The following is a 19,326-nucleotide window of genomic DNA, read 5'->3' as shown; positions in this document are numbered from 1 at the left end:
GGATAACAAAACATTTATTTTTTTCATTGTGTAATTGAGCAAATAACTTCACATGCTATTGCTAATACCGCAACACCATTTTCTTTTGCAGCTTTTGCTAATTCAGGCAAACCTTTATTTAAAACTACAGGTGCTAAACAATTATTTCCTTCAACTTTGATTACTGATGGTGATATTTTTTTTACTTCAGGTTTCCCTTTTCCATTTATCTTTCCACCTTTAAGACCTGTTACATAAGCTGGCAATCTAAATAAACCGTGCGATACAGAACCATCTCTTTCAGCGTTTCTGATTAAGTCAGATAAAATTGATGCTGTTTCATCATCACAACCATTTGCTAAAAGAGTTTTTTTAGCTAGTTCAAATATTTCGTTTAAAGTTAATGAAACTGTACTCATTATTTTGATTTACATTTTTTACATAAACCAAAAAATTCTAAATTATATTTGCTATATTTCATTCCAGAGTTATCTGAAAAATTAGATAAATATTTTGAAAGTTTTGAATTACTTATTTCAGATACATTTTCACAACTCTCACAAATTGAAAAAGCGGTAGCTTTTGAAATTTGACAACTAGAATTTTGGCAAGCAATAAAGGCATTTCTACTTTCTATCTTATGAATTTTTCCAATTTCAACTAACTTATCTAAAGCTCTGTAAACTTGTAGTGGTGCTTTAATTCCTTTTTTTTGAACATTAAAAAGAATTGAATAAGCCTTCATAGGCCCACCAGATTTATCAATAAGATCAAAAATGATTTTTTGATTTTTGGAAAGATTATATTCTTTTTGCATTTTTAAATTCTTATCAATTAGTTATCAGTTTTTCAATTTAATCGATTGTTTAATATTAAGTAAAGACAATATAAATAAGACTAAAGCGGCCATGATTATTGAGGGCCCAGATGATGTATTAAATTCTAAGGATGAAAATAGTCCTAACAACACTGATAATAATCCGCCAATTATTGAAAATAAAACCATCTTTTGTGGACTATTAGAAATATTTCTAGCCATCGCTGCTGGAATAATAAGCATACCTGTAATCAATAATAAACCTACCATTTTAATTGATATTGCTATTACAGCAGCCATAAGAATTGTAAAAATAGCTTTTGCTCTATCAGGGTTTAGCCCTTCTGCTTCTGCTAACTCATAATTAACTGTAGATGCAAACAATGGTTTCCAAATTAATTTTAGAACTAGTAAAATTACAGCTCCACCAGTCCAGATGATTAATAAATCATCAGTTGTTACAGCTAATATATCACCAAATAAAAGTCCCATAATATCAAAACGAATAAATGTTAAAAAACCTATTACTACTAATCCAACAGCTAAAGAAGAATGCGCCAATAGACCAAGCAAAGCATCACCAGGTAAATTAGTTTTCTTCTGTAATTGAATTAAAATCAATGCAATTAGAGATGAAATAATAAATACTGAAAGAGCAATGTTTAATTCAAAAGAGTAAGCCAAAGTTACACCAAGTAAAGCTGAGTGAGCTAATGTATCGCCAAAGTAAGATAATCTTCTCCAAACAACAAAACAACCAAGAGGTCCAGTTACTAAAGCTATTCCCAAACCTGCAATTAGTGCTCTTATAAAAAAATCATCAAACATATTAGTTTTTCTTTATTTCACCTTTATCCGAATGAACGTGATCATGTTTATGTTCATATACAGAAAGAATTTGAGATGCCTGTTCACCAAATAAGGTTTTATATTCATTATTTTTAGCAACATCCATTGGTGTACCTGAACAACAAACATGACCATTTAAACAAACAACATGATCTGTTGCAGTCATGACTGTATGTAAATCATGAGATATTAATAAAATTCCACAATTTAGCGTATCAGAGATTCTTTTAATTAATTCATATAAAGCAATCTCACCAGTGTAATCAACACCTTGAACTGGTTCATCAAGAACTAATAATTCAGGTTTTTTTGAAATTGCTCTTGCGATTAAAACTCTTTGAAATTCACCACCTGATAAATTTCCTAAATTTTTATTCTTAAGATGGATAACACCTGTTAATGTAAGTGCTTCATCAATTGCCTCATCTTTAATATTTTCTGTTAGAAGCATAAAATCATAAACTCTTAACGGTAATGTCCAATCAATAGATATTTTTTGAGGAACATATCCAACTTTATTTGTGTATTTCTCAACACTTCCTTCTATGTTTTTGTAAATTCCTAATGCAATTTTTGCGGTAGTACTTTTTCCTGAGCCATTAGGTCCAATAAGGGTAACAATTTTTCCTTTTTTAACAGTTAATGAAACACCTTCCACTAGCCATTTATCATTTTGTTTAAAACCAGCGTTATTTAATTTTACTAATGTACTATTTTCTGAGCTCATATATTGCTTGACTTATAAATGTTATATTATTACATAACGTTATATTATAACAACCAATTAAATTACTTATTATGAAAAATATTAAAAAAATACCACTTATATTCTCAATATTATCAATTCTAACATTCTTTACACCAGCAAATGCTGAAATAAAAGTAGTTGCTTCTATTAAACCAATTCATTCATTAGCTAGTTACTTAATGGATGGTATTGCTAAACCTGATTTAATAGTTGATGGATATGCTTCTCCACACGGATTTGCAATGAAACCTTCACACGCAAAAATGCTTCAAAATGCAGATCTAATATTCTGGGTTGGTGAAGATTTAGAGAGTTTTTTAGAAAAACCATTGAGTTCAATTGCAAAGAAAGCAGAAAAAATTGAATTAATGGAGACTAAAGGATTGCAAGTATTAAAATTTAGAGAAAGAAATATTTTTGACGAACATGATCATGACGATCATGGACATGACGATCATGGTAAAAAAGAGGATGATCATGACGACCATGGACATGATGACCACGGTAAAAAGGAAGATGATCACGACCATGATGACCACGGTAAAAAGGAAGATGATCACGACCATGATGATCATGGGAAAAAGGAAGATGATCACGACCATGATGATCATGGTAAAAAAGAAGATGATCATGACGACCACGGACATGACGATCATGATGGACATGCGCATGGTGAATTTGATCCACACATTTGGTTGGACCCAATTAATGCAAAAGCTATGTTAAATGAAATGGCAGAACATTTAATTGAAAATGATCCAAAAAATGAAGCTAAATACAAAAGTAATTTAGCTAAAGCTTTACAAGAAATTGATAAACTTACAATTGATGTAATGACTGATTTAAGTAGCAGTGTTGCTTCAATTGTATTCCATGATGCTTATCAATATTTTGAGAAAAGATTTAATGTAAATATATTAGGTGCTTTTACTGTTAACACAGATGTGATGCCTGGTGCAGAACAATTAGCAGAAATCAGAGAGATAATTGAGCACGATAAAGTTGCTTGTGTGTTCTCAGAGCCTCAATTTAACCCTGATATTATTAAAGCTGTCGCAAAAGATATGAATATTAAAACTGGAGTAGTTGACCCATTAGGAGCAACATTAGACCCAGGAAAAGACTTATATTTCAATTTAATTAGAAATATGTCTGCATCTTTCAAAGGTTGTTAATTTAAAATTAGGTTTAATCCGGGAATTTTTTTAAATTCTCGGATTAACAAATAATTATTACTGTTATTTAATCTCACAAAAAACATTGTATTTATTTTAAAGAAGATTTATTTTCTTTCATAATCTGACTTTATGAATGATTTAAATTTATTTAAAAAAAATGGCTTTCTAGTTAAAGAAAATCTAATTTCTCAAACAAAGATAAATAAAATTAATAAAATTGTTAATGAAGTAATTTCAAAAGAAAAAAAAAGAAAAAAAACTAATGGTGCAAATGGAACTCAATCCTATAATAATTACCATTTTGTATACAATTCAGGTTCTTCAAAAAATAAAGAAATTTTAAGACTAAATAATCCTCAGAACAGGCATAAAGTTTTCTATGAATTATCTAGAGATAAAAGGATTATATCCATAGCTAAAAAATTGTTAGGTGGAACGGTTAGATTTCATCTAGGTAAATTAAATTTTAAACTACCAAATAAGAAAAAAGGAAGTGAAATTGGATGGCATCAAGATTGGGCTTTTTACCCACATACAAACGATGATTTAATTACAGTTGGTATATATTTAGATGATTGTTATGAAAAAAATGGGCCACTTAAAATAATAAAGAATTCACACAAAAAGAAATTGTACAGCCACCACAGCAAAGAAAATTATTTTGTTGGAAAAATAGACACTAAGAAAAATAAAATAGGAACTAAGGATAGTGTTTCCATAACTGGAACGGCTGGAACAGTAGTATTTTTTCATTGCAGATCAGTTCATGGGTCTGGGCACAATCAAATGAATAACTCAAGACCCTTAATTTTATTTGGTTATAGAGCTTGTGATGCGTGGCCATTAATCAATGATGGAAACCCTCATCCTGAAGTAAATTTAGAAAATTATGACAAAAATATTATCGTAGGAAATAAATCAATAAAACCAAGATTAACCAAAGTTCCAACCATAATCCCGCTCCCTAAGAAGAAACACTACGTTTCTATCTATGAACTTCAAAAAAATTAAACTATAAAATTAAAATCTTTCTTTTAGTTAACCTCAATATTTTATAAATAGAACAATTATTTAAAAAAAATTTAGAGAGGAAATCATGTTTATTAGAAAATATCTTAAGTGGATAAGTACATTTTTGGTACTAACAGGAATACTTTTAACTAATTTAAATATATATCCATTAAATATATATTTTCATGGATTAGGAGTTATTGGATGGACTATTGCTGGTTTTATCAGCAATGATAAGGCTATCTTAACTAATTTTGGATTACAAATACCTTTATTTTTAATAGGAATTTATAAAATCATAATTTAATGAAAAATATACTGTTTGTATGTACTGGTAATTCTGCAAGAAGCATCATAGCTGAAAGTATTATTAACAATAAATATTCATATAAGTTTAAAGCTTATAGTGCTGGAAGCAACCCGACAGGAAAAATTAACGAAAATATCAAATTATATCTAACTAAAATAAAAAATTTTAATCTTGAAAATTATTCTTCAAAAAATTTTGATATATTTTTAAATAAGAAGTTTAATATAGATCATGTAATAACAGTATGTAATAGTGCAAATAAAGAAGTGTGCCCTGTATGGCCAAACAATAACCAAATTATTCATTGGGATATTGATGATCCTGTATCAAAATTTCAAAATTCAAATGAAAAGCAGATAAACGAAATTATTAGTGAGACTTACGATATAATAAGTAAAAAAATTAAAATTTTGTTAGAAAATGAAAATTAAAAAAAACATAATTATTGGCGAATTTTTAGGAAGTTGTTTTCTTGTAATGATTATCGTTGGATCTGGTATCATGGCAGAAAATCTAACAAATGATGATGGTATTAAGCTTTTAGCCAATACAATTGCTACTGGAGCTGGATTATTTGTTTTAATTACATCCTTTGCTGATATTTCAGGGGCTCATTTTAATCCTTTTGTAAGTTTAGCTATGTTTTTTAGAAAAAAAATTAAAAGTAATCTTTTAAAATATTATATTCCTGCACAAATATCTGGTTGTTTATTTGGAGTAATGTTGGCTAATGTTTTTTTTGAACACGCTCTTTTAGAGTTATCAACTAAAAATAGAGACGGATTGCATATATTTTTTTCTGAAATTGTAGCAACTTTTGGTCTCATATTTATTATTTTTGCAACTTTAAAGGATGGAAAAACAATAGTCGCGATTAGCGTAGCAACATATATTTCTGCAGGTTATTGGTTTACTTCTTCAACATCTTTTGCAAATCCAGCTGTATCTATAGCTAGAACATTTACTGATTCTTTTACTGGAATTAATTATCTTAATACACCAACCTATATTTTAGCTGAATTTATTGGATTAATTTTAGCAGCGTATATTCTTAAAATTATCTATAAATAACACAACTTATATATGTAAATTATATTTAAATTTTATTTACATAATTTTTAAATATTATATCTAAGTCGAATCCTCTTAAGGTTTTCAAAATAAAATATTTCACTTATAGACTTCTCTACAACTTAGATTAAACATTGATGAATCAACTCTTTGATTCTCAAATAAATAAATTTAATCGTAGAATTTTTTACCTTTAACAAATAATTAGTTTCTCAAGTCATTAGACGGAACCGAAAACAATAATATATAGGAGAAAAAATGGATATGACTTTAGTATATACAGTAATAGGGTTTGCCCTTGCTGGATATAGCGTAATCGCTAACGATTCAATTCAAACACTTGGTACCTTTATAGCTTCAAAAAAGAAGTGGTTTAAATGGTACGTGCTAGCTGGATCGGCATCAGCAGTTATGATTTTTGCGTTAGCTTGGGGGTGGTATGCGTATGATGGTGATATTTCTTACGGAAGATTAACTAGAATACCTTATCAAGAAATTCAATGGTATCATGCAGTAGCACCTGCAATACTATTATTATTAACAAGAATTGGGATACCGGTATCAACAACCTTTTTAGTTCTTTCAGCATTTGCTTCAACCGTTGTGCTTGAAAAAATGTTGTTAAAAAGCGTTGTAGGTTATGGATTAGCAGCAATGGTTGCTTATATAGCCTGGATAGCAGTATCAAAGTTTATTAATGAAAAATTTGATGAAGTAGATGACAAATGGAGAAGCTTTTGGAGAAATGCTGTTTGGGTTTCATCGGGTTGGTTATGGTGGGTTTGGTTATCTCACGATGTAGCTAATATTGCTGTATATCTGCCTAGGCAATTAGATTTATCATTACTTTTAATTGTAATGGCCTATTTTACTTCATTACTATTTTATATTTTCTACATTCAAGGTGGACCAATTCAAAAAGTTGTTCTTGAAAAAACGGGAACAAGATATGCAAGATCAGCAACAATTATTAATGTAATTTATGCTGCTGTTTTATTCTACTTTAAAGAGCTCAATGATTTACCTATGTCTACGACATGGGTGTTTGTAGGATTGTTATGTGGTAGAGAACTTGCGATATCAACAATGAATAAAGACTATAAATTTAAGTACGTCTTCCCATTAATTGGTAAAGACTTTCTTAAAATGATTTTTGGTTTAAGTGTTTCAGTAGGTATCGTATTAGCGATCCACTATATAATTATTCCAAATAATTGGTTTTAAATTATCTTTTTGGGCATATTATTTAAATTAATATGCCCAAATTTATAAAATTTCTCGTTTAAAAATTGAATTTTTCCTTAAAATCATTAAAAGTACTTTTTTCTATTATGAAAAAAAATCAAAAAAAATACGGTTTTACTCAAAAAGAATGGAACAACATGAGTCCAATTAGAAAATTGGAGAGAAAACTTGATAGAGTTAATCATATAATGGAACTTATAAGAACTGTTGTCCCTATAATGCTGTTGCTTTTGAATACAATAATTATTCTTAAATTATTCAACTATATTTAAAATAGCTTAATCCCAATTACCCCAATAACTATAAGTACAATCGATATAATTTTTTTAAGATTGATAGTTTCTTTTAAGAAGAAATAACCAATAAATATTGAGAAAAAAATACTCGTTTCTCTTAGTGCTGCAACTAGAGGAATTGGAGCCTTTGTGAAGCCCCAAACAACTATTACGTAAATAATAAAAGATATAGAGCCCCCTACCCAAAATATCATTTTTGCATCTTTAAAAACCTTAGAAAAAATATTCTCATATTTATTAAGTTTTAAAATGATAGGAAAAACTAAAGCACTAAATAAAAAGGAAAAACTAATATAGGAAATTGCTGATGTACTTACTCTAGCCCCATACCCGTCAATCAACGAATAAAGGCCTATAAATGATCCAGTAAGTAATGAGTATTTAATTATCTCCATCTGATTTTGATTTTTAGAACCAAATAACCCAAGAAACATTATTCCTACACAGATTAACAATATTGAAACTAGAGTAGCTATTTTAAATACAACACCAAGAAATATTATAGAGATCAATGTAGCCAATAAAGGACCAAAGCCTCTGAATATTGGATAGACATTAGTGTAGTCACCTACTTTGTAAGAATTCAGCATATACCATTGATAACCTTGGTGAGCTAATACGCTGGCTATTATGTACGGTAGCGACTCTTTTCCAGGTAATGGAAAATACAAAATACAAATTAAAGCTAAAGGTATATGGCCTAAAACAATAGCTAGAACCGCTATAGCCTTATCTGGATGATGTTTAACCATCGCATTCCAAATAGCATGCATAATAGTTGCTAATAGAATTACAAAAAAGACTGTGGTGTCCATTAATTATTTATTTCACTCTACCGTAAACGTCTTGGTATCTTACAATGTCAGTTTCTTTTAAAATTGATCCTACTTGAGCTTCAACAATCTTAACTGGTTTTTTTCCAGGATTTTGAACTCTATGTATGGCTTCTAATGGTATAAATATATGTTCTCCAGGCTTTTTAGTAATTATATCTTTATTTAGCGTTATTTTTGCATTTCCTTGTGTGACTAACCAATGTTCAGCTCTATGATGATGTTTTTGTAAACTTAATATACCCTTTGGTTTTAAATATAATTCTTTAATTAGAAACTCTTTACCCTCAAAAAGGTTCGTGTATTTGCCCCATGGTCGATAAAAAATATTCTTTTTCTTTATATATTTGTTTTTATTTTTGTCATACATCTTCAAAATTTCTTTCCAACTACCAAGATCTGACCAAGGAATATCTAGTTTAATTGCATTAATTTGTTTTGTTTTTTCTAAAATTGCATAATCAAATGATTTTGCTGTAGCTTTTATAAATGATGCTTTGTTTAAATAATAAGTATTAGAATTATATTTTGCTTTTTTAACTGAATTTAAACAATTTCTATAAATTTTAGGCTGATATTTTTTAAAGTTATTAATAATCGAATCTTTTCGAAGATAAAACATTCCTGAATTCCAATAACCTTTATTCTTTATAATTTGCTTTGCTTTTGCTTCTTTTGGTTTTTCAATAAATCTAGTTACTTTATTGATATTTCTTTTAACTTTTTTAGTTAAAAAATATCCATATTCACTTGATGGTGAGTTGGGTTTGATCCCAAATATAAATATATTTTGATCTGTTAAGTTCAATTTGTTTTTATTTATTGCTTTGTTAAAAACACTCATTTTTTCTATCAAATGGTCTGCAGAAAAAAACATCAATGGCTGTTCATTAGGAATGTCTTTTATTAGAGCAGTACTTAAGATCGCAGGAGCAGTATTTCTTTTTGCTGGCTCTAAAACAATTTTATATTTATTTATTTTGTATTTTCTTAAATGCTGCTTAACTTTTTTTAAATATTTCTTGTTTGTGCTTATAATTGGAGCATCGTAAATTGAGGCTTTTGTTCTCTCAAGGGTTTTTCCAAGCAATGTCCAGCTACCAAAATTAATAAACTGTTTTGCTTGATGATTTTTAGAATTTGGCCAAAGTCTAGTTCCAGCTCCTCCACATAAAATAACTGGACGAATTTTCATTAAATCTCTGAATAATCCTTAACTTCTTTTTTCTTACCTGGATGTGTTGGTGCTCCTAAATACGCAGGTCCAACTGTTTGTGCATATTTCCATAAAGTACCTGATCCAAAATCAGATTTTCTAGCTTTCCATTTTCTTTTTCTTGCAGCCATTTCTTTTTTAGAAAGCCTTACATTAATAGTTCCTTTTTTGGCATCAATATCAATAATATCTCCTGTACGTAAAAGGCCTATAGGACCCCCTAGAGCGGCCTCAGGGCCCACGTGACCCACACAAAAGCCTCTAGTGGCACCAGAGAACCTTCCATCAGTAATAAGGGCTACTTTCTCCCCTTTTCCTTGTCCGTAGATTGCACCTGTTGTCGATAACATTTCTCTCATACCTGGACCTCCAACGGGTCCTTCGTATCTAATTATTATTACATCACCGTCATTATACTTTTTGCTTTGAACTGCTTTCATTGCACTTTCTTCATTATCAAAGCATCTTGCTTTTCCAGTAAATTGTAATTTCTTTAATCCTGCAACTTTAACAATTGCACCTTCAGGAGCTAAGTTTCCTTTTAATCCAACAACTCCACCAGTAGGAGATAATGGATTTTTATAAGATCTCATTACTTTTTGTTTTGGATTAAATTTAATTCCTTTTAAATTTTCCTTCATAGTTTTTCCAGTAACGGTCATGCAATCACCATGAATATATCCACCTTCATATAAAGTTTTTAATAACATTGGAACTCCACCTGCTAACCACATATCTTTAGCAACATATTTTCCACCTGGTTTTAAATCTGCAAGATAAGGTGTTCTTTTAAAAATTTTAGCAACATCCATTAAATCAAATTTAATTCCAGCTTCATTAGCTATGGCAGGTAAATGTAATCCTGCATTTGTAGAACCACCAGTTGCAGCTACAACCGTTGCAGCATTTTCTAAAGCTTTTTTAGTTACAATGTCTCTTGGTTTAATTCCTTTTTTCAAAAGGTTCATAACCATTTTACCGCTAGCTTTTGCGTATTTATCTCTTTCTTCATATGGAGCTGGTGTCCCTGCTGAATAAGGTAATGCTAATCCAATAGCTTCTGATACGCATGCCATTGTATTTGCAGTAAATTGTCCTCCACAAGCACCTGCACTTGGACAAGCAACTAATTCTAATTTTCTAAGTTCTGCAGCAGACATTTGACCAGATGAATGCTTTCCAACTGCTTCAAATACATCTACCACTGTTACATCTTTACCTTTGTATCTACCTGGAAGAATTGATCCACCATATATAAATACACTTGGTACATTTAATCTAACCATAGACATCATTAGACCTGGTAAAGATTTATCGCATCCTGCAATACCAACTAAGGCATCATAACAGTGACCTCTAACTGTAAGCTCAGCAGAATCTGCAATTACTTCTCTAGAAATCAATGAAGATTTCATCCCTTCATGACCCATAGCGATACCATCTGTTACAGTAATTGTACAAAATTCTCTTGGAGTTCCGCCATTAGCTCTAACACCTTTTTTAACGGATTGAGCCTGCCTCATTAGAGCAATGTTACATGGAGCTGCCTCATTCCACGTTGAAACTACGCCAACAAAGGGTTTTGCTACATCTTTCTCAGTTTCTCCCATAGCATAATAAAACGATCTGTGTGGAGCTCTATCTGCCCCTAATGATGTATGTCTGCTTGGAAGTTTCTTTTTATTGAATTTAGCCATTATATACCCTTTATTGTTACTGATATTTTCTCAATATCATTCTTTAAATTATTATAATTATTTTTTTCTTGTTCAACAATCTCTTTTGGAGCACGGTCTACAAAACTTTTATTCTCTAATCTTTGAGATATTTTATTCATCTCCTGCTCTAATCTACTTTGTTTATTTGTTAAATTTTCTTTTATTAATTTTAAATCAACATCTTTATCAAAATAAATCTTAAACAAATCGCCTGAAACAACCATTGTCGCAGCTGGTTTATCTAAATCTTTCTCCAATATACTATTTATTCTCCCTAGTTTTTTTAAAATAATTTCATTTGTATTAATAAAGTCTTTTTGATTTTTATTAATATTACTTATTGATACATCTATAAACGAGCCTGGACTTACATTTAGCTCATTTTTAAATGATCTAATTTCTGAAATAATATTGATGATGTTTTCAACTTGTTCTGTGCTGCTATCCCTATTTATTTCACCGGATAACCAATTTTTAAGCATTAAATAATCACTACCGTCATTATCAAATTTGTTTTTAAGCCAAATTTCTTCTGTAACGAAAGGAATAAAAGGATGTAGCAAAATCAAAATTTGTTTGAATACAAAAGATGATACTTTTTTTACTTCTGCTTTAGCTTTTTCATCTTCTGAAAAGAGTATTGTTTTAGATAGTTCTAAATACCAATCACAATACGAATGCCATGCAAATTGATAGGCATTTTTAGCAGCCTCATCAAATCTATAATCTTGAAGATTTTTTTCTATCTTATTTTTAGTTTCAACAAGTTCTGAATAAATCCATTTATTAATATTTACATTTAAGCTAGGAACTTTATCTATATCTTTAAAATCACATTCATTAGTGATTAAAAAATTATTTGCATTCCATAATTTGTTCAAAAAATTTCTATAACCTTTAACTCTATCTTCAGAAAGCTTAACATCTGTTCCTGGTGAAGCCATTGATAACAAAGTAAATCTAAGTGCATCAGCACTATATTTTTTAATTAAATCTAAAGGATCAATTACATTTCCTTTTGATTTAGACATCTTTTGTCCCTTCTCATCTCTAACCAATGCATGAACGTAAATATCTTTAAAAGGTTCTTTGTTTAAAAACTCTGTACCAAACATAATCATTCTAGCTACCCAAAAAAAAATAATATCAAAACCTGTAACTAAAACTGAAGTTGGGTAAAATTTATCAACAAATTTATTATCATCTGGCCAACCAAGTGTTGCAAAAGGCCATAAGCCAGATGAAAACCAAGTATCTAAAACATCTGTATCACGATTTAATTCAACATCTTTACCATAATGTTTCTTAGCTTGTTTTTTTGCATCATCTTCATTTTCAGCAACAAAAATTTTTTCATCAGGACCATACCATGCAGGTATTTGGTGTCCCCACCAAAGCTGTCTTGAGATACACCATGGCTCAATATTGTTCATCCATTGAAAATAAGTTTTTGACCAATTCTCAGGAAAGAAGTTTGTTTTTTTTGAATTAACAACTTCTTTCGCTTTAACTGATAATTTACCAGCATCAGCAAACCATTGTTCCGTTAAAAAAGGTTCGATTATTGAATTAGATCTATCTCCATAAGGAACTTTGTTTTTGATATTTTCTTCTTTTACGAAAAATTCCTTTTCTTTAAGTTCTTTTAAAATTTTTTTTCTCGCTTCAAACCTATCAAGGCCGACATAATTTTTTGGAGCATTTTCATTTATCTTGCCTGCTTCTGTAAAAATATTTATTATTTCAAGATTATTTCTTTGACCAACATCATAATCGTTGAAGTCATGTGCGGGAGTTATTTTTAATGCTCCTGTTCCTTGCTCAGGATCTGCGTAATCATCTTCAATGATTTTTATTTCTCTACCAACAATTGGAATAGTAACAGTTTTTCCAACAAAGGATTTAAATCGTTCATCTTTAGGGTTTACCGCTATAGCAGTGTCGCCGAGCATTGTTTCGGGTCTTGTTGTTGCAATTGTAATATATTCTTCCGTTCCATCTATAGGATATCTGATGTAATAAATTTTAGAATTTACTTCTCTTTGATCTACTTCAAGATCTGAAATAGCTGTTTTTAAAACTGTGTCCCAATTGACTAATTTTTTGTCTTTATAGATTAGTCCTTTTTTATAAAGGTCTACAAAAACCTTAATTACTGATTTGGATAAATTCTCATCCATAGTGAAGGCATTTCTTGACCAATCACAAGAACAACCAAGTTTTTTTAATTGATTAATTATTATGTCTCCATATTGCTCTTTCCATTCCCAAACTTTTTCAATAAATTTTTCTCTACCAATTTCATTTTTATCAATTTTTTCAGAGGTCAATTTTTTCTCTACTAATGCTTGCGTAGCGATTCCAGCATGGTCTGTACCTGGTTGCCATAAAGTTTCAAAATTGTTCATCCTATGATAACGAACTAACAAATCTTGAATAGAATTATTAAGCGCATGTCCCATATGCAAACTACCAGTTACATTTGGTGGCGGGATTACAATTGAGAATTTTTTAGAATTTTCCTTTGGTTTAAAAAGACCATTTTTTTCCCAATAAGAATAAATTCTGTTTTCTACATCAGAATGTATATATTTATCGCTACTCATTGATGTTAAAGTTTATAATTTAATAATCTAAATTAACAATAATCAATTTGAATCGTTATTTAATAGACTATTAGAAAAAATTTAATATAAAAAGGCATCTGTAGCTATTAGCTAAAAATAAGACGGCAACGTGGCGGAATGGTTACGCAGAGGATTGCAAATCCTTGTATCCCGGTTCGATTCCGGGCGTTGCCTCCAAAAAAAATCTTGTTTTAGTTATAAAAAAAAGTAAGTTTGCTTTTTTACATTCCTCGGTAGCTCAGTTGGTAGAGCAGTTGACTGTTAATCAATTGGTCGCAGTTTCGAGTCCTGCCCGAGGAGCCAAAAATTAATTATTACAAATCTTAATATTAATTTGGGGTCAGATATAAATTAATTTTAAACTGCTTTTGAAATTCCTGATCCTGATATTTGCAAAGATTTATTAAATTTCAGTTTTTGATCAGCATTAAGTTCTGAATATAATTTAACTAAAAAATTATAATTAACATTCATGTGACCTTCTTGTGATTTTTCTAAATTTACTAAATATTCCGAAAAATCTTCAAAGAAATAATTAATTGGTACTTTTAAATAATTTGCAAGTTGAAGTAATCTAATCGAACTTACTCCATTAGTACCCTTTTCATATTTTTGAATTTGCTGAAACGTAACGTTAATAGCTTTTGCTACTTTAGTTTGTGTTAAACCTAAAGCTAATCTTCTTAGCTTAAGCTTATTGCCTAAGTGTTTATTGAAATTATCTTCCATTAAGACCCCTCTTAATTAAATTTTATAAAGTCCATTCAACCTATTTATTAATGCTACTGCAATAGAAAAATTTATTTTTTTTCATAAATAACTTGAAATAATCAAAACACTGTCAAGCATTAGTTCAATGCAAAATAAACATATTTAGATTGTATTGGTATAAATTTATTGCATTAAATTTATATATTTTTATAGTATTTGACTTAAAAACAGCTTAGTCCTATCGCTCTTAGGGTTAGCAAAAAACTCTTTAGTTTCAGCTCTTTCAACAATCATTCCTTCGTCCATAAAAATAACCTCATCAGCTACCTCTTTAGCAAATCCCATCTCATGAGTAACAACTATCATTGTCATTCCTGCTTTTGCTAAATTAACCATTGCATCCAAAACTTCTTTAATCATTTCTGGGTCAAGAGCTGATGTTGGTTCATCAAATAACATTATTTTTGGCTCCATACATAATGCTCTAGCGATTGCACATCGTTGTTGTTGACCGCCTGAAAGTTGTCCTGGATATTTGTTAGCTTGGTCTGCAATTTGTACTTTTTCTAAGTGCTGAAGAGCTAAATCCTCTGCTTCTTTTTTTGGCATTTTTTTTACCCAAATTGGCGCCAGTGTGCAATTATCTAAAATAGAAAGATGAGGAAATAAATTAAATTGTTGAAACACCATCCCAACTTCAGCTCTAATTTTTTCTATGTCTTTAGTGTCCTCTGTTAATTCATTTCCATCTACTATAATTGAACCTTGTTGATGTTCTTCAAGTCTGTTTATACATCTAATTAATGTTGATTTACCTGATCCTGAGGGTCCACACACAACAATTTTTTTATTCTTCTCGACTTCTAAATTAATATTTTTTAATACTTGAAAATCACCAAACCACTTATTCATTTCTGTAATCTGAATTATTTTATCTGACATTATCTTTCCGTTTTATATTTTTGTTCTAAATTATAACTATATTTACTCATTGCATAGCAAATAATAAAAAATAGTACTGAGGCAAACACATAACCTTCCATCGCAAAACCTAGCCACTCTGGGTTTGTTTTAGCAAGATTTAGCATTCCAACAATTTCTAAAAGTCCAACAACAAATATTAAAGGAGTATCTTTTACAAGCGCTAAAAAGGTATTGGCAATTCCAGGTATTACAAGTTTAAGTGCCTGAGGTAAAATTACTAAAATGTGCATTTTCCAATAACCCATTCCTAAAGATTTAGCAGCATCATATTGGCCTCTAGGTAGTGCTTGCAAACCACCTCTAATAACTTCAGCAACATAAGCTGCTTCAAATAATGAAATTGCAATGATTACTCTTACTAGTTTATCTATAAACATATCTTCAGGTAAAAACATTGGAAACATTACCGAGGACATAAATAATACTGTAATCAATGGAACACCTCTCCAAAATTCAATCATACCTATTGAAAAATATTTAATTATTGGAAAATCTGATCTTCTACCCAAAGATAAAAACAAGCCTATTGGAAAACAGAAAATCAAACAAAAAAATGATACTATAAAAGTTAAAGACAAACCTCCCCAAGCACCTGTCTCTACCCACTCTAATGCTTCTAATTTACCAAGTTCAATAAGCTCTTCATAAAAAAATACATATTTTAGTAATATATAAAGTGTAATTGGAACTATAATAAAATAGTACATTTTAAATTTTGAAGGAATAAAAAATCCTATTATAACTGATATTACAGCTGCAATAATACCATACGAGAAATCAAAAAATATTGGACCACCTGATATAAAAAAGAAAATAAAGAAAAAAGCAATTACAGGATAGACAACCACATAATAAAGAGTCAAATATTTTTTAAATTTTTCAGTAGCAAAAAAACCTATAGTTCCTAAAAATGCTAAAGCTATAAATGACAAGTTAATACGCCACTGTTCAGCATTTGGATACATTCCATACATAAATCTGTTAAACCAAATTTTAATATAGGTCCAACAAGCACCACTGCCTGTACATACGTCTTTTGAATCTCCTGCAATATTTGCATCTAAAATAAACCAACTTAATAATGGTGGGAGTGATTTGATAACCACAAATATAATTAATAATGATAAAAAAGCATTAAAATTGTTAGTATTAATATTTTTATTAATTGAATCTAAAAACTTTAAGCCTGAATAATCAATTCTAATTAAATGAAGTCCAATAAACCCTAAAATTAGTGGTAAAAAGAAACTAATTGATCCAGGTAAAAATGAAATTATATCTTTATTAAAAAAAGAATTTAAAAAAACTATAAATATACTTAGTGCTACCAAAACTACACCTGTATATAGATAAGTATTAAGATTGTTTTTATCTGGTTGTAAAAAATTCAATTTATTCATTATTTTTCTTTAATAGCTATTTTTTTATTATACCAGTTCATAAATATTGAAATTGATATACTCAGAGATAAATAGGTTAACATTGTTATAGAAACAATTTCTATCGCTCTACCAGTCTGCATTAAAGCAGTTCCAGCAAATACTAGAACTAAATCAGGATAAGCAATTGCAGCTGCAAGAGATGAATTTTTTGTCAAATTTAAATATTGATTTGTAGTTGGTGGAATTATAATTCTTAACGCTTGCGGCATCACAACTAGTTTTAATACTTGATTTGGAGTTAATCCTATAGAAGCAGCGGCTTCTTTTTGTCCTTTGCTAACACCTTGAACACCTGCTCTAACACATTCAGCAATAAAAGTTGCTGTATACAAAGATAAAGCTAATGCCAGAGATATTAATTCAGGTGGCAACTTAATTCCTCCTTCATAAGTGAAACCAGATTGGGATAATTGTTTAATCACAGGTACTTCAACTGAAGCATCGACACCACCAAATAAAAAACTTAATAAAGGTAAAATTATTAATAGTCCTATTGAAATTGACAAAACAGGTGTTTGAATACCTTCGTTCTCTTGTTTTTTTCTTGCATAAATTTTGATGAAAATAATTGAAATTATTGCAGCAATTATTGAATAAATAAATATATCTAAATTATTCCAAACAAAGGCAGGAACAAAAAAACCTTTTATTGTTAGAAAAAAAACCCCAAACATAGGCTCAGTATCTTGAGGCAATGGCAATGCTCTTAAAGCGGCAAAATACCAAAAAAATATTTGTAATAATAAAGGAATATTTCTAAAAAATTCTACGTAAACTGCAGCGGTTCTATTTATTAGATAGTTGTTTGATAATCTTGCAATTCCTACAACGACTCCAATAACAGTTGCAAATATAATTCCTATAACTGAAACTAAAATAGTATTTAATAAACCAACTAGATATGCTCTAAAATATGAGTGAGAACCATCAAATTCAATTAATGAAAATTGTACATCAAAAGAGGACTCTTGGGATAAAAAACCATACCCAAAAGTAATTCCTCTATTCTCCATATTAACTTGAGCGTTATAGGAAAAAAATCCGAATATTAGAATTACAACTAGAAGTGTAAGTAATTGGGGTAATATTTTTTTAATATTCACAATAATTCAAGACTTATAAAAAAAAGGGCTAGAAAAATCTAGCCCTTTTTAAGTTTTATTTAAAGATATAAATTATCTTGCTGGTGGTACATAAAGTATTCCACCTTTAGTCCATAATTCATTTGGACCTCTGTCAGGTAGAATTCCAGTGTCAGCAATGTTTCTTTTGTAGCTTTCACCGTAGTTACCAACTTGTTTGATAATTCTTAAACTCCAGTCATTATCTAAACCTAAAGCAGCTCCTAATTCACCTTCAGCACCAACTAATCTTTTTACAGCTGGATTGTCTGAAGTTTTCATAGAGTCTGCATTAGCAGAAGTAACACCATACTCTTCAGCTTCAATCATAGTGTTAAGAGACCATCTAACGATATCTTCCCATACAGAATCACCTTGTCTAACAACAGGGCCTAAAGGCTCTTTTGAAATAGTTTCAGGTAAAACTATGTGGTCATCCGGAGAACTCAATTTAATTCTTTGAGCAGCTAAACCAGATTTATCAGTTGTATATGTATCACATCTTCCAGCATCATACGCAGCAACAACTTCGTCAGCTTTTTCGAAAGTTACTGGCTCATAAGAAATTCCTTTTGAATTAAAGAAGTCTCTCATATTAAGCTCAGTTGTTGTTCCTAAGTTTGTACACGCAGAAATACCGTTTTTGAAATCATTCACAGATGAATATCCAGAATTTTTTCTAACCATAAAACCTTGACCATCATAGAAGTTTACTCCTACGAAAGTAAGTCCGATGTCAGCATCCCTAGAAAGAGTCCAAGTTGTGTTTCTTGATAAGATATCAATCTCATTAGAAGTTAAAGCTGTAAATCTTTCTTTAGCACTTAATGGTGTAAACTTAACTTTGTTTGCATCACCTAGTACTGCAGCAGCTACCGCTCTACATACATCAACGTCAACACCAGTCCAATTTCCTGCAGCATCAGCATTAGAAAATCCTGGAAGACCTTGAGATACTCCACATCTTACAAAACCCTTCTTTTGAGTGTTTTTAAGTGTTTTAGATTTTTTAGCAGCCATAGTTTCTGTTGTAAAAGTAAACAACACTGCAACCATAGCAACTAAAGAAGTTAATTGTTTTAAGTATTTAAACATTATTCTTCCTTTTAGTTATTTTTATTTGTTAACAAATAATTCAAAATTACTTTTGAATATTCTTAATTTAAGCAT

General features: G+C 29.9%; 20 protein-coding genes and 2 tRNA genes. 9 read left to right on the top strand and 13 right to left on the bottom strand.

The window, feature by feature from the left end; genetic code table 11:
* Window positions 1–23 precede the first annotated feature (23 nt).
* From AMN83_RS02755 to AMN83_RS02740, 4 genes are read right to left on the bottom strand one after another with little or no spacing between them, the layout of a single operon-like run.
* Window positions 24–398, bottom strand: a complete 375-nt coding sequence (locus tag AMN83_RS02755) for an Ldh family oxidoreductase (protein ID WP_256998064.1) — start codon at window positions 396–398, stop codon at window positions 24–26.
* Window positions 398–796, bottom strand: coding sequence for a Fur family transcriptional regulator (locus tag AMN83_RS02750; protein ID WP_075504174.1), 399 nt, complete (start codon window positions 794–796; stop codon window positions 398–400). The genes AMN83_RS02755 and AMN83_RS02750 overlap by 1 nt, the downstream gene beginning before the upstream one ends.
* A 24-nt stretch (window positions 797–820) precedes the next feature.
* On the bottom strand, window positions 821–1,624 hold the full coding sequence (locus AMN83_RS02745; protein ID WP_075504173.1) for a metal ABC transporter permease: 804 nt from the start codon (window positions 1,622–1,624) through the stop codon (window positions 821–823).
* Window position 1,625: 1 nt separating this feature from the next.
* The gene (locus AMN83_RS02740; protein ID WP_075504172.1) at window positions 1,626–2,372 is read right to left on the bottom strand and encodes an ATP-binding cassette domain-containing protein; all 747 of its coding nucleotides are present in this window, start codon (window positions 2,370–2,372) and stop codon (window positions 1,626–1,628) included.
* A gap of 71 nt (window positions 2,373–2,443) precedes the next feature.
* Between AMN83_RS02740 and AMN83_RS02735 the strand changes: the two genes are divergently transcribed.
* The 7 genes from AMN83_RS02735 to AMN83_RS02705 all read left to right on the top strand — a co-directional run bounded on the left by AMN83_RS02735 (window position 2,444) and on the right by AMN83_RS02705 (window position 7,480).
* On the top strand, window positions 2,444–3,568 hold the full coding sequence (locus tag AMN83_RS02735; protein WP_075504171.1) for a zinc ABC transporter substrate-binding protein: 1,125 nt from the start codon (window positions 2,444–2,446) through the stop codon (window positions 3,566–3,568).
* A 132-nt stretch (window positions 3,569–3,700) separates the two neighbouring features.
* Window positions 3,701–4,582, top strand: coding sequence for a phytanoyl-CoA dioxygenase family protein (locus AMN83_RS02730; RefSeq protein WP_075504170.1), 882 nt, complete (start codon window positions 3,701–3,703; stop codon window positions 4,580–4,582).
* Window positions 4,583–4,667: 85 nt separating this feature from the next.
* Window positions 4,668–4,889, top strand: a complete 222-nt coding sequence (locus AMN83_RS02725) for a DUF6552 family protein (RefSeq protein ID WP_075504169.1) — start codon at window positions 4,668–4,670, stop codon at window positions 4,887–4,889.
* A complete protein-coding gene (locus AMN83_RS02720) occupies window positions 4,889–5,323 on the top strand; it encodes an arsenate reductase ArsC (RefSeq protein ID WP_075504168.1) in 435 nt (144 codons plus the stop codon). Before AMN83_RS02725 ends, AMN83_RS02720 begins: the two co-directional genes overlap by 1 nt.
* A complete protein-coding gene (locus AMN83_RS02715) occupies window positions 5,313–5,963 on the top strand; it encodes an aquaporin (RefSeq protein WP_075504167.1) in 651 nt (216 codons plus the stop codon). Before AMN83_RS02720 ends, AMN83_RS02715 begins: the two co-directional genes overlap by 11 nt.
* Before the next feature lie 258 nt (window positions 5,964–6,221).
* The gene (locus tag AMN83_RS02710) at window positions 6,222–7,187 is read left to right on the top strand and encodes a hypothetical protein (RefSeq protein WP_075504166.1); all 966 of its coding nucleotides are present in this window, start codon (window positions 6,222–6,224) and stop codon (window positions 7,185–7,187) included.
* 107 nt (window positions 7,188–7,294) lie between these two features.
* A complete protein-coding gene (locus AMN83_RS02705) occupies window positions 7,295–7,480 on the top strand; it encodes a hypothetical protein (protein ID WP_075504165.1) in 186 nt (61 codons plus the stop codon).
* Here the strand turns inward: AMN83_RS02705 and AMN83_RS02700 are convergent.
* Genes AMN83_RS02700 through AMN83_RS02685 form a run of 4 tightly spaced genes read right to left on the bottom strand, consistent with a single transcriptional unit; the run spans window position 7,477 to window position 13,877 of the window.
* Window positions 7,477–8,319, bottom strand: coding sequence for an EamA family transporter (locus AMN83_RS02700; RefSeq protein WP_075504164.1), 843 nt, complete (start codon window positions 8,317–8,319; stop codon window positions 7,477–7,479). The genes AMN83_RS02705 and AMN83_RS02700 overlap by 4 nt on opposite strands.
* A 7-nt stretch (window positions 8,320–8,326) precedes the next feature.
* Window positions 8,327–9,532 carry a sugar phosphate nucleotidyltransferase gene (locus AMN83_RS02695; RefSeq protein ID WP_075504163.1) on the bottom strand — a complete coding sequence of 402 codons (1,206 nt, stop codon included), beginning with the start codon at window positions 9,530–9,532 and terminating at the stop codon, window positions 8,327–8,329.
* Window positions 9,532–11,250 (bottom strand): dihydroxy-acid dehydratase, encoded by a 1,719-nt coding sequence (ilvD, locus tag AMN83_RS02690; RefSeq protein WP_075504162.1) that lies wholly within the window; start codon window positions 11,248–11,250, stop codon window positions 9,532–9,534. The genes AMN83_RS02695 and ilvD overlap by 1 nt, the downstream gene beginning before the upstream one ends.
* Window positions 11,250–13,877 (bottom strand): valine--tRNA ligase, encoded by a 2,628-nt coding sequence (locus AMN83_RS02685; RefSeq protein ID WP_075504161.1) that lies wholly within the window; start codon window positions 13,875–13,877, stop codon window positions 11,250–11,252. Before AMN83_RS02685 ends, ilvD begins: the two co-directional genes overlap by 1 nt.
* 124 nt (window positions 13,878–14,001) lie before the next feature.
* Here AMN83_RS02685 and AMN83_RS02680 point away from each other — a divergent pair.
* A tRNA-Cys gene (locus tag AMN83_RS02680) sits at window positions 14,002–14,075 on the top strand.
* Between the two features lie 50 nt (window positions 14,076–14,125).
* Window positions 14,126–14,201 (top strand) — tRNA-Asn (locus AMN83_RS02675).
* Window positions 14,202–14,255: 54 nt separating this feature from the next.
* Here the strand turns inward: AMN83_RS02675 and AMN83_RS02670 are convergent.
* The 5 genes from AMN83_RS02670 to AMN83_RS02650 all read right to left on the bottom strand — a co-directional run bounded on the left by AMN83_RS02670 (window position 14,256) and on the right by AMN83_RS02650 (window position 19,251).
* Window positions 14,256–14,627: a helix-turn-helix domain-containing protein gene (locus AMN83_RS02670; RefSeq protein WP_075504160.1), complete on the bottom strand. Its 372-nt coding sequence runs from the start codon at window positions 14,625–14,627 to the stop codon at window positions 14,256–14,258.
* A gap of 189 nt (window positions 14,628–14,816) precedes the next feature.
* Window positions 14,817–15,551, bottom strand: coding sequence for an amino acid ABC transporter ATP-binding protein (locus AMN83_RS02665; RefSeq protein WP_075504159.1), 735 nt, complete (start codon window positions 15,549–15,551; stop codon window positions 14,817–14,819).
* The gene (locus AMN83_RS02660; protein WP_075504158.1) at window positions 15,551–16,993 is read right to left on the bottom strand and encodes an amino acid ABC transporter permease; all 1,443 of its coding nucleotides are present in this window, start codon (window positions 16,991–16,993) and stop codon (window positions 15,551–15,553) included. The genes AMN83_RS02665 and AMN83_RS02660 overlap by 1 nt, the downstream gene beginning before the upstream one ends.
* Entirely contained in the window at window positions 16,993–18,138 is a 1,146-nt protein-coding gene (locus tag AMN83_RS02655; RefSeq protein WP_075504157.1) for an amino acid ABC transporter permease, read from the bottom strand. The genes AMN83_RS02660 and AMN83_RS02655 overlap by 1 nt, the downstream gene beginning before the upstream one ends.
* Window positions 18,139–18,210: 72 nt before the next feature.
* On the bottom strand, window positions 18,211–19,251 hold the full coding sequence (locus tag AMN83_RS02650; protein WP_075504156.1) for an amino acid ABC transporter substrate-binding protein: 1,041 nt from the start codon (window positions 19,249–19,251) through the stop codon (window positions 18,211–18,213).
* Window positions 19,252–19,326: the final 75 nt, after the last annotated feature.

This window comes from Candidatus Pelagibacter communis (assembly GCF_001180025.1).
Lineage (GTDB): Bacteria > Pseudomonadota > Alphaproteobacteria > Pelagibacterales > Pelagibacteraceae > Pelagibacter > Pelagibacter ubique_A.
This window is presented reverse-complemented; position numbering and strand designations above follow the sequence as displayed.

What these genes read in the sequence shown, in the direction of transcription:
- AMN83_RS02750 (WP_075504174.1), bottom strand. Translation starts at nt 796, where the DNA reads ATGCAAAAAGAATATAATCTTTCCAAAAATCAAAAAATCATTTTTGAT.
- AMN83_RS02755 (WP_256998064.1), bottom strand. Translation starts at nt 398, where the DNA reads ATGAGTACAGTTTCATTAACTTTAAACGAAATATTTGAACTAGCTAAA.
- AMN83_RS02715 (WP_075504167.1), top strand. Translation starts at nt 5,313, where the DNA reads ATGAAAATTAAAAAAAACATAATTATTGGCGAATTTTTAGGAAGTTGT.
- AMN83_RS02700 (WP_075504164.1), bottom strand. Translation starts at nt 8,319, where the DNA reads ATGGACACCACAGTCTTTTTTGTAATTCTATTAGCAACTATTATGCAT.
- AMN83_RS02725 (WP_075504169.1), top strand. Translation starts at nt 4,668, where the DNA reads ATGTTTATTAGAAAATATCTTAAGTGGATAAGTACATTTTTGGTACTA.
- AMN83_RS02665 (WP_075504159.1), bottom strand. Translation starts at nt 15,551, where the DNA reads ATGTCAGATAAAATAATTCAGATTACAGAAATGAATAAGTGGTTTGGT.
- ilvD (WP_075504162.1), bottom strand. Translation starts at nt 11,250, where the DNA reads ATGGCTAAATTCAATAAAAAGAAACTTCCAAGCAGACATACATCATTA.
- AMN83_RS02695 (WP_075504163.1), bottom strand. Translation starts at nt 9,532, where the DNA reads ATGAAAATTCGTCCAGTTATTTTATGTGGAGGAGCTGGAACTAGACTT.
- AMN83_RS02670 (WP_075504160.1), bottom strand. Translation starts at nt 14,627, where the DNA reads ATGGAAGATAATTTCAATAAACACTTAGGCAATAAGCTTAAGCTAAGA.
- AMN83_RS02710 (WP_075504166.1), top strand. Translation starts at nt 6,222, where the DNA reads ATGGATATGACTTTAGTATATACAGTAATAGGGTTTGCCCTTGCTGGA.
- AMN83_RS02660 (WP_075504158.1), bottom strand. Translation starts at nt 16,993, where the DNA reads ATGAATAAATTGAATTTTTTACAACCAGATAAAAACAATCTTAATACT.
- AMN83_RS02745 (WP_075504173.1), bottom strand. Translation starts at nt 1,624, where the DNA reads ATGTTTGATGATTTTTTTATAAGAGCACTAATTGCAGGTTTGGGAATA.
- AMN83_RS02720 (WP_075504168.1), top strand. Translation starts at nt 4,889, where the DNA reads ATGAAAAATATACTGTTTGTATGTACTGGTAATTCTGCAAGAAGCATC.
- AMN83_RS02730 (WP_075504170.1), top strand. Translation starts at nt 3,701, where the DNA reads ATGAATGATTTAAATTTATTTAAAAAAAATGGCTTTCTAGTTAAAGAA.
- AMN83_RS02705 (WP_075504165.1), top strand. Translation starts at nt 7,295, where the DNA reads ATGAAAAAAAATCAAAAAAAATACGGTTTTACTCAAAAAGAATGGAAC.
- AMN83_RS02735 (WP_075504171.1), top strand. Translation starts at nt 2,444, where the DNA reads ATGAAAAATATTAAAAAAATACCACTTATATTCTCAATATTATCAATT.
- AMN83_RS02740 (WP_075504172.1), bottom strand. Translation starts at nt 2,372, where the DNA reads ATGAGCTCAGAAAATAGTACATTAGTAAAATTAAATAACGCTGGTTTT.
- AMN83_RS02650 (WP_075504156.1), bottom strand. Translation starts at nt 19,251, where the DNA reads ATGTTTAAATACTTAAAACAATTAACTTCTTTAGTTGCTATGGTTGCA.
- AMN83_RS02685 (WP_075504161.1), bottom strand. Translation starts at nt 13,877, where the DNA reads ATGAGTAGCGATAAATATATACATTCTGATGTAGAAAACAGAATTTAT.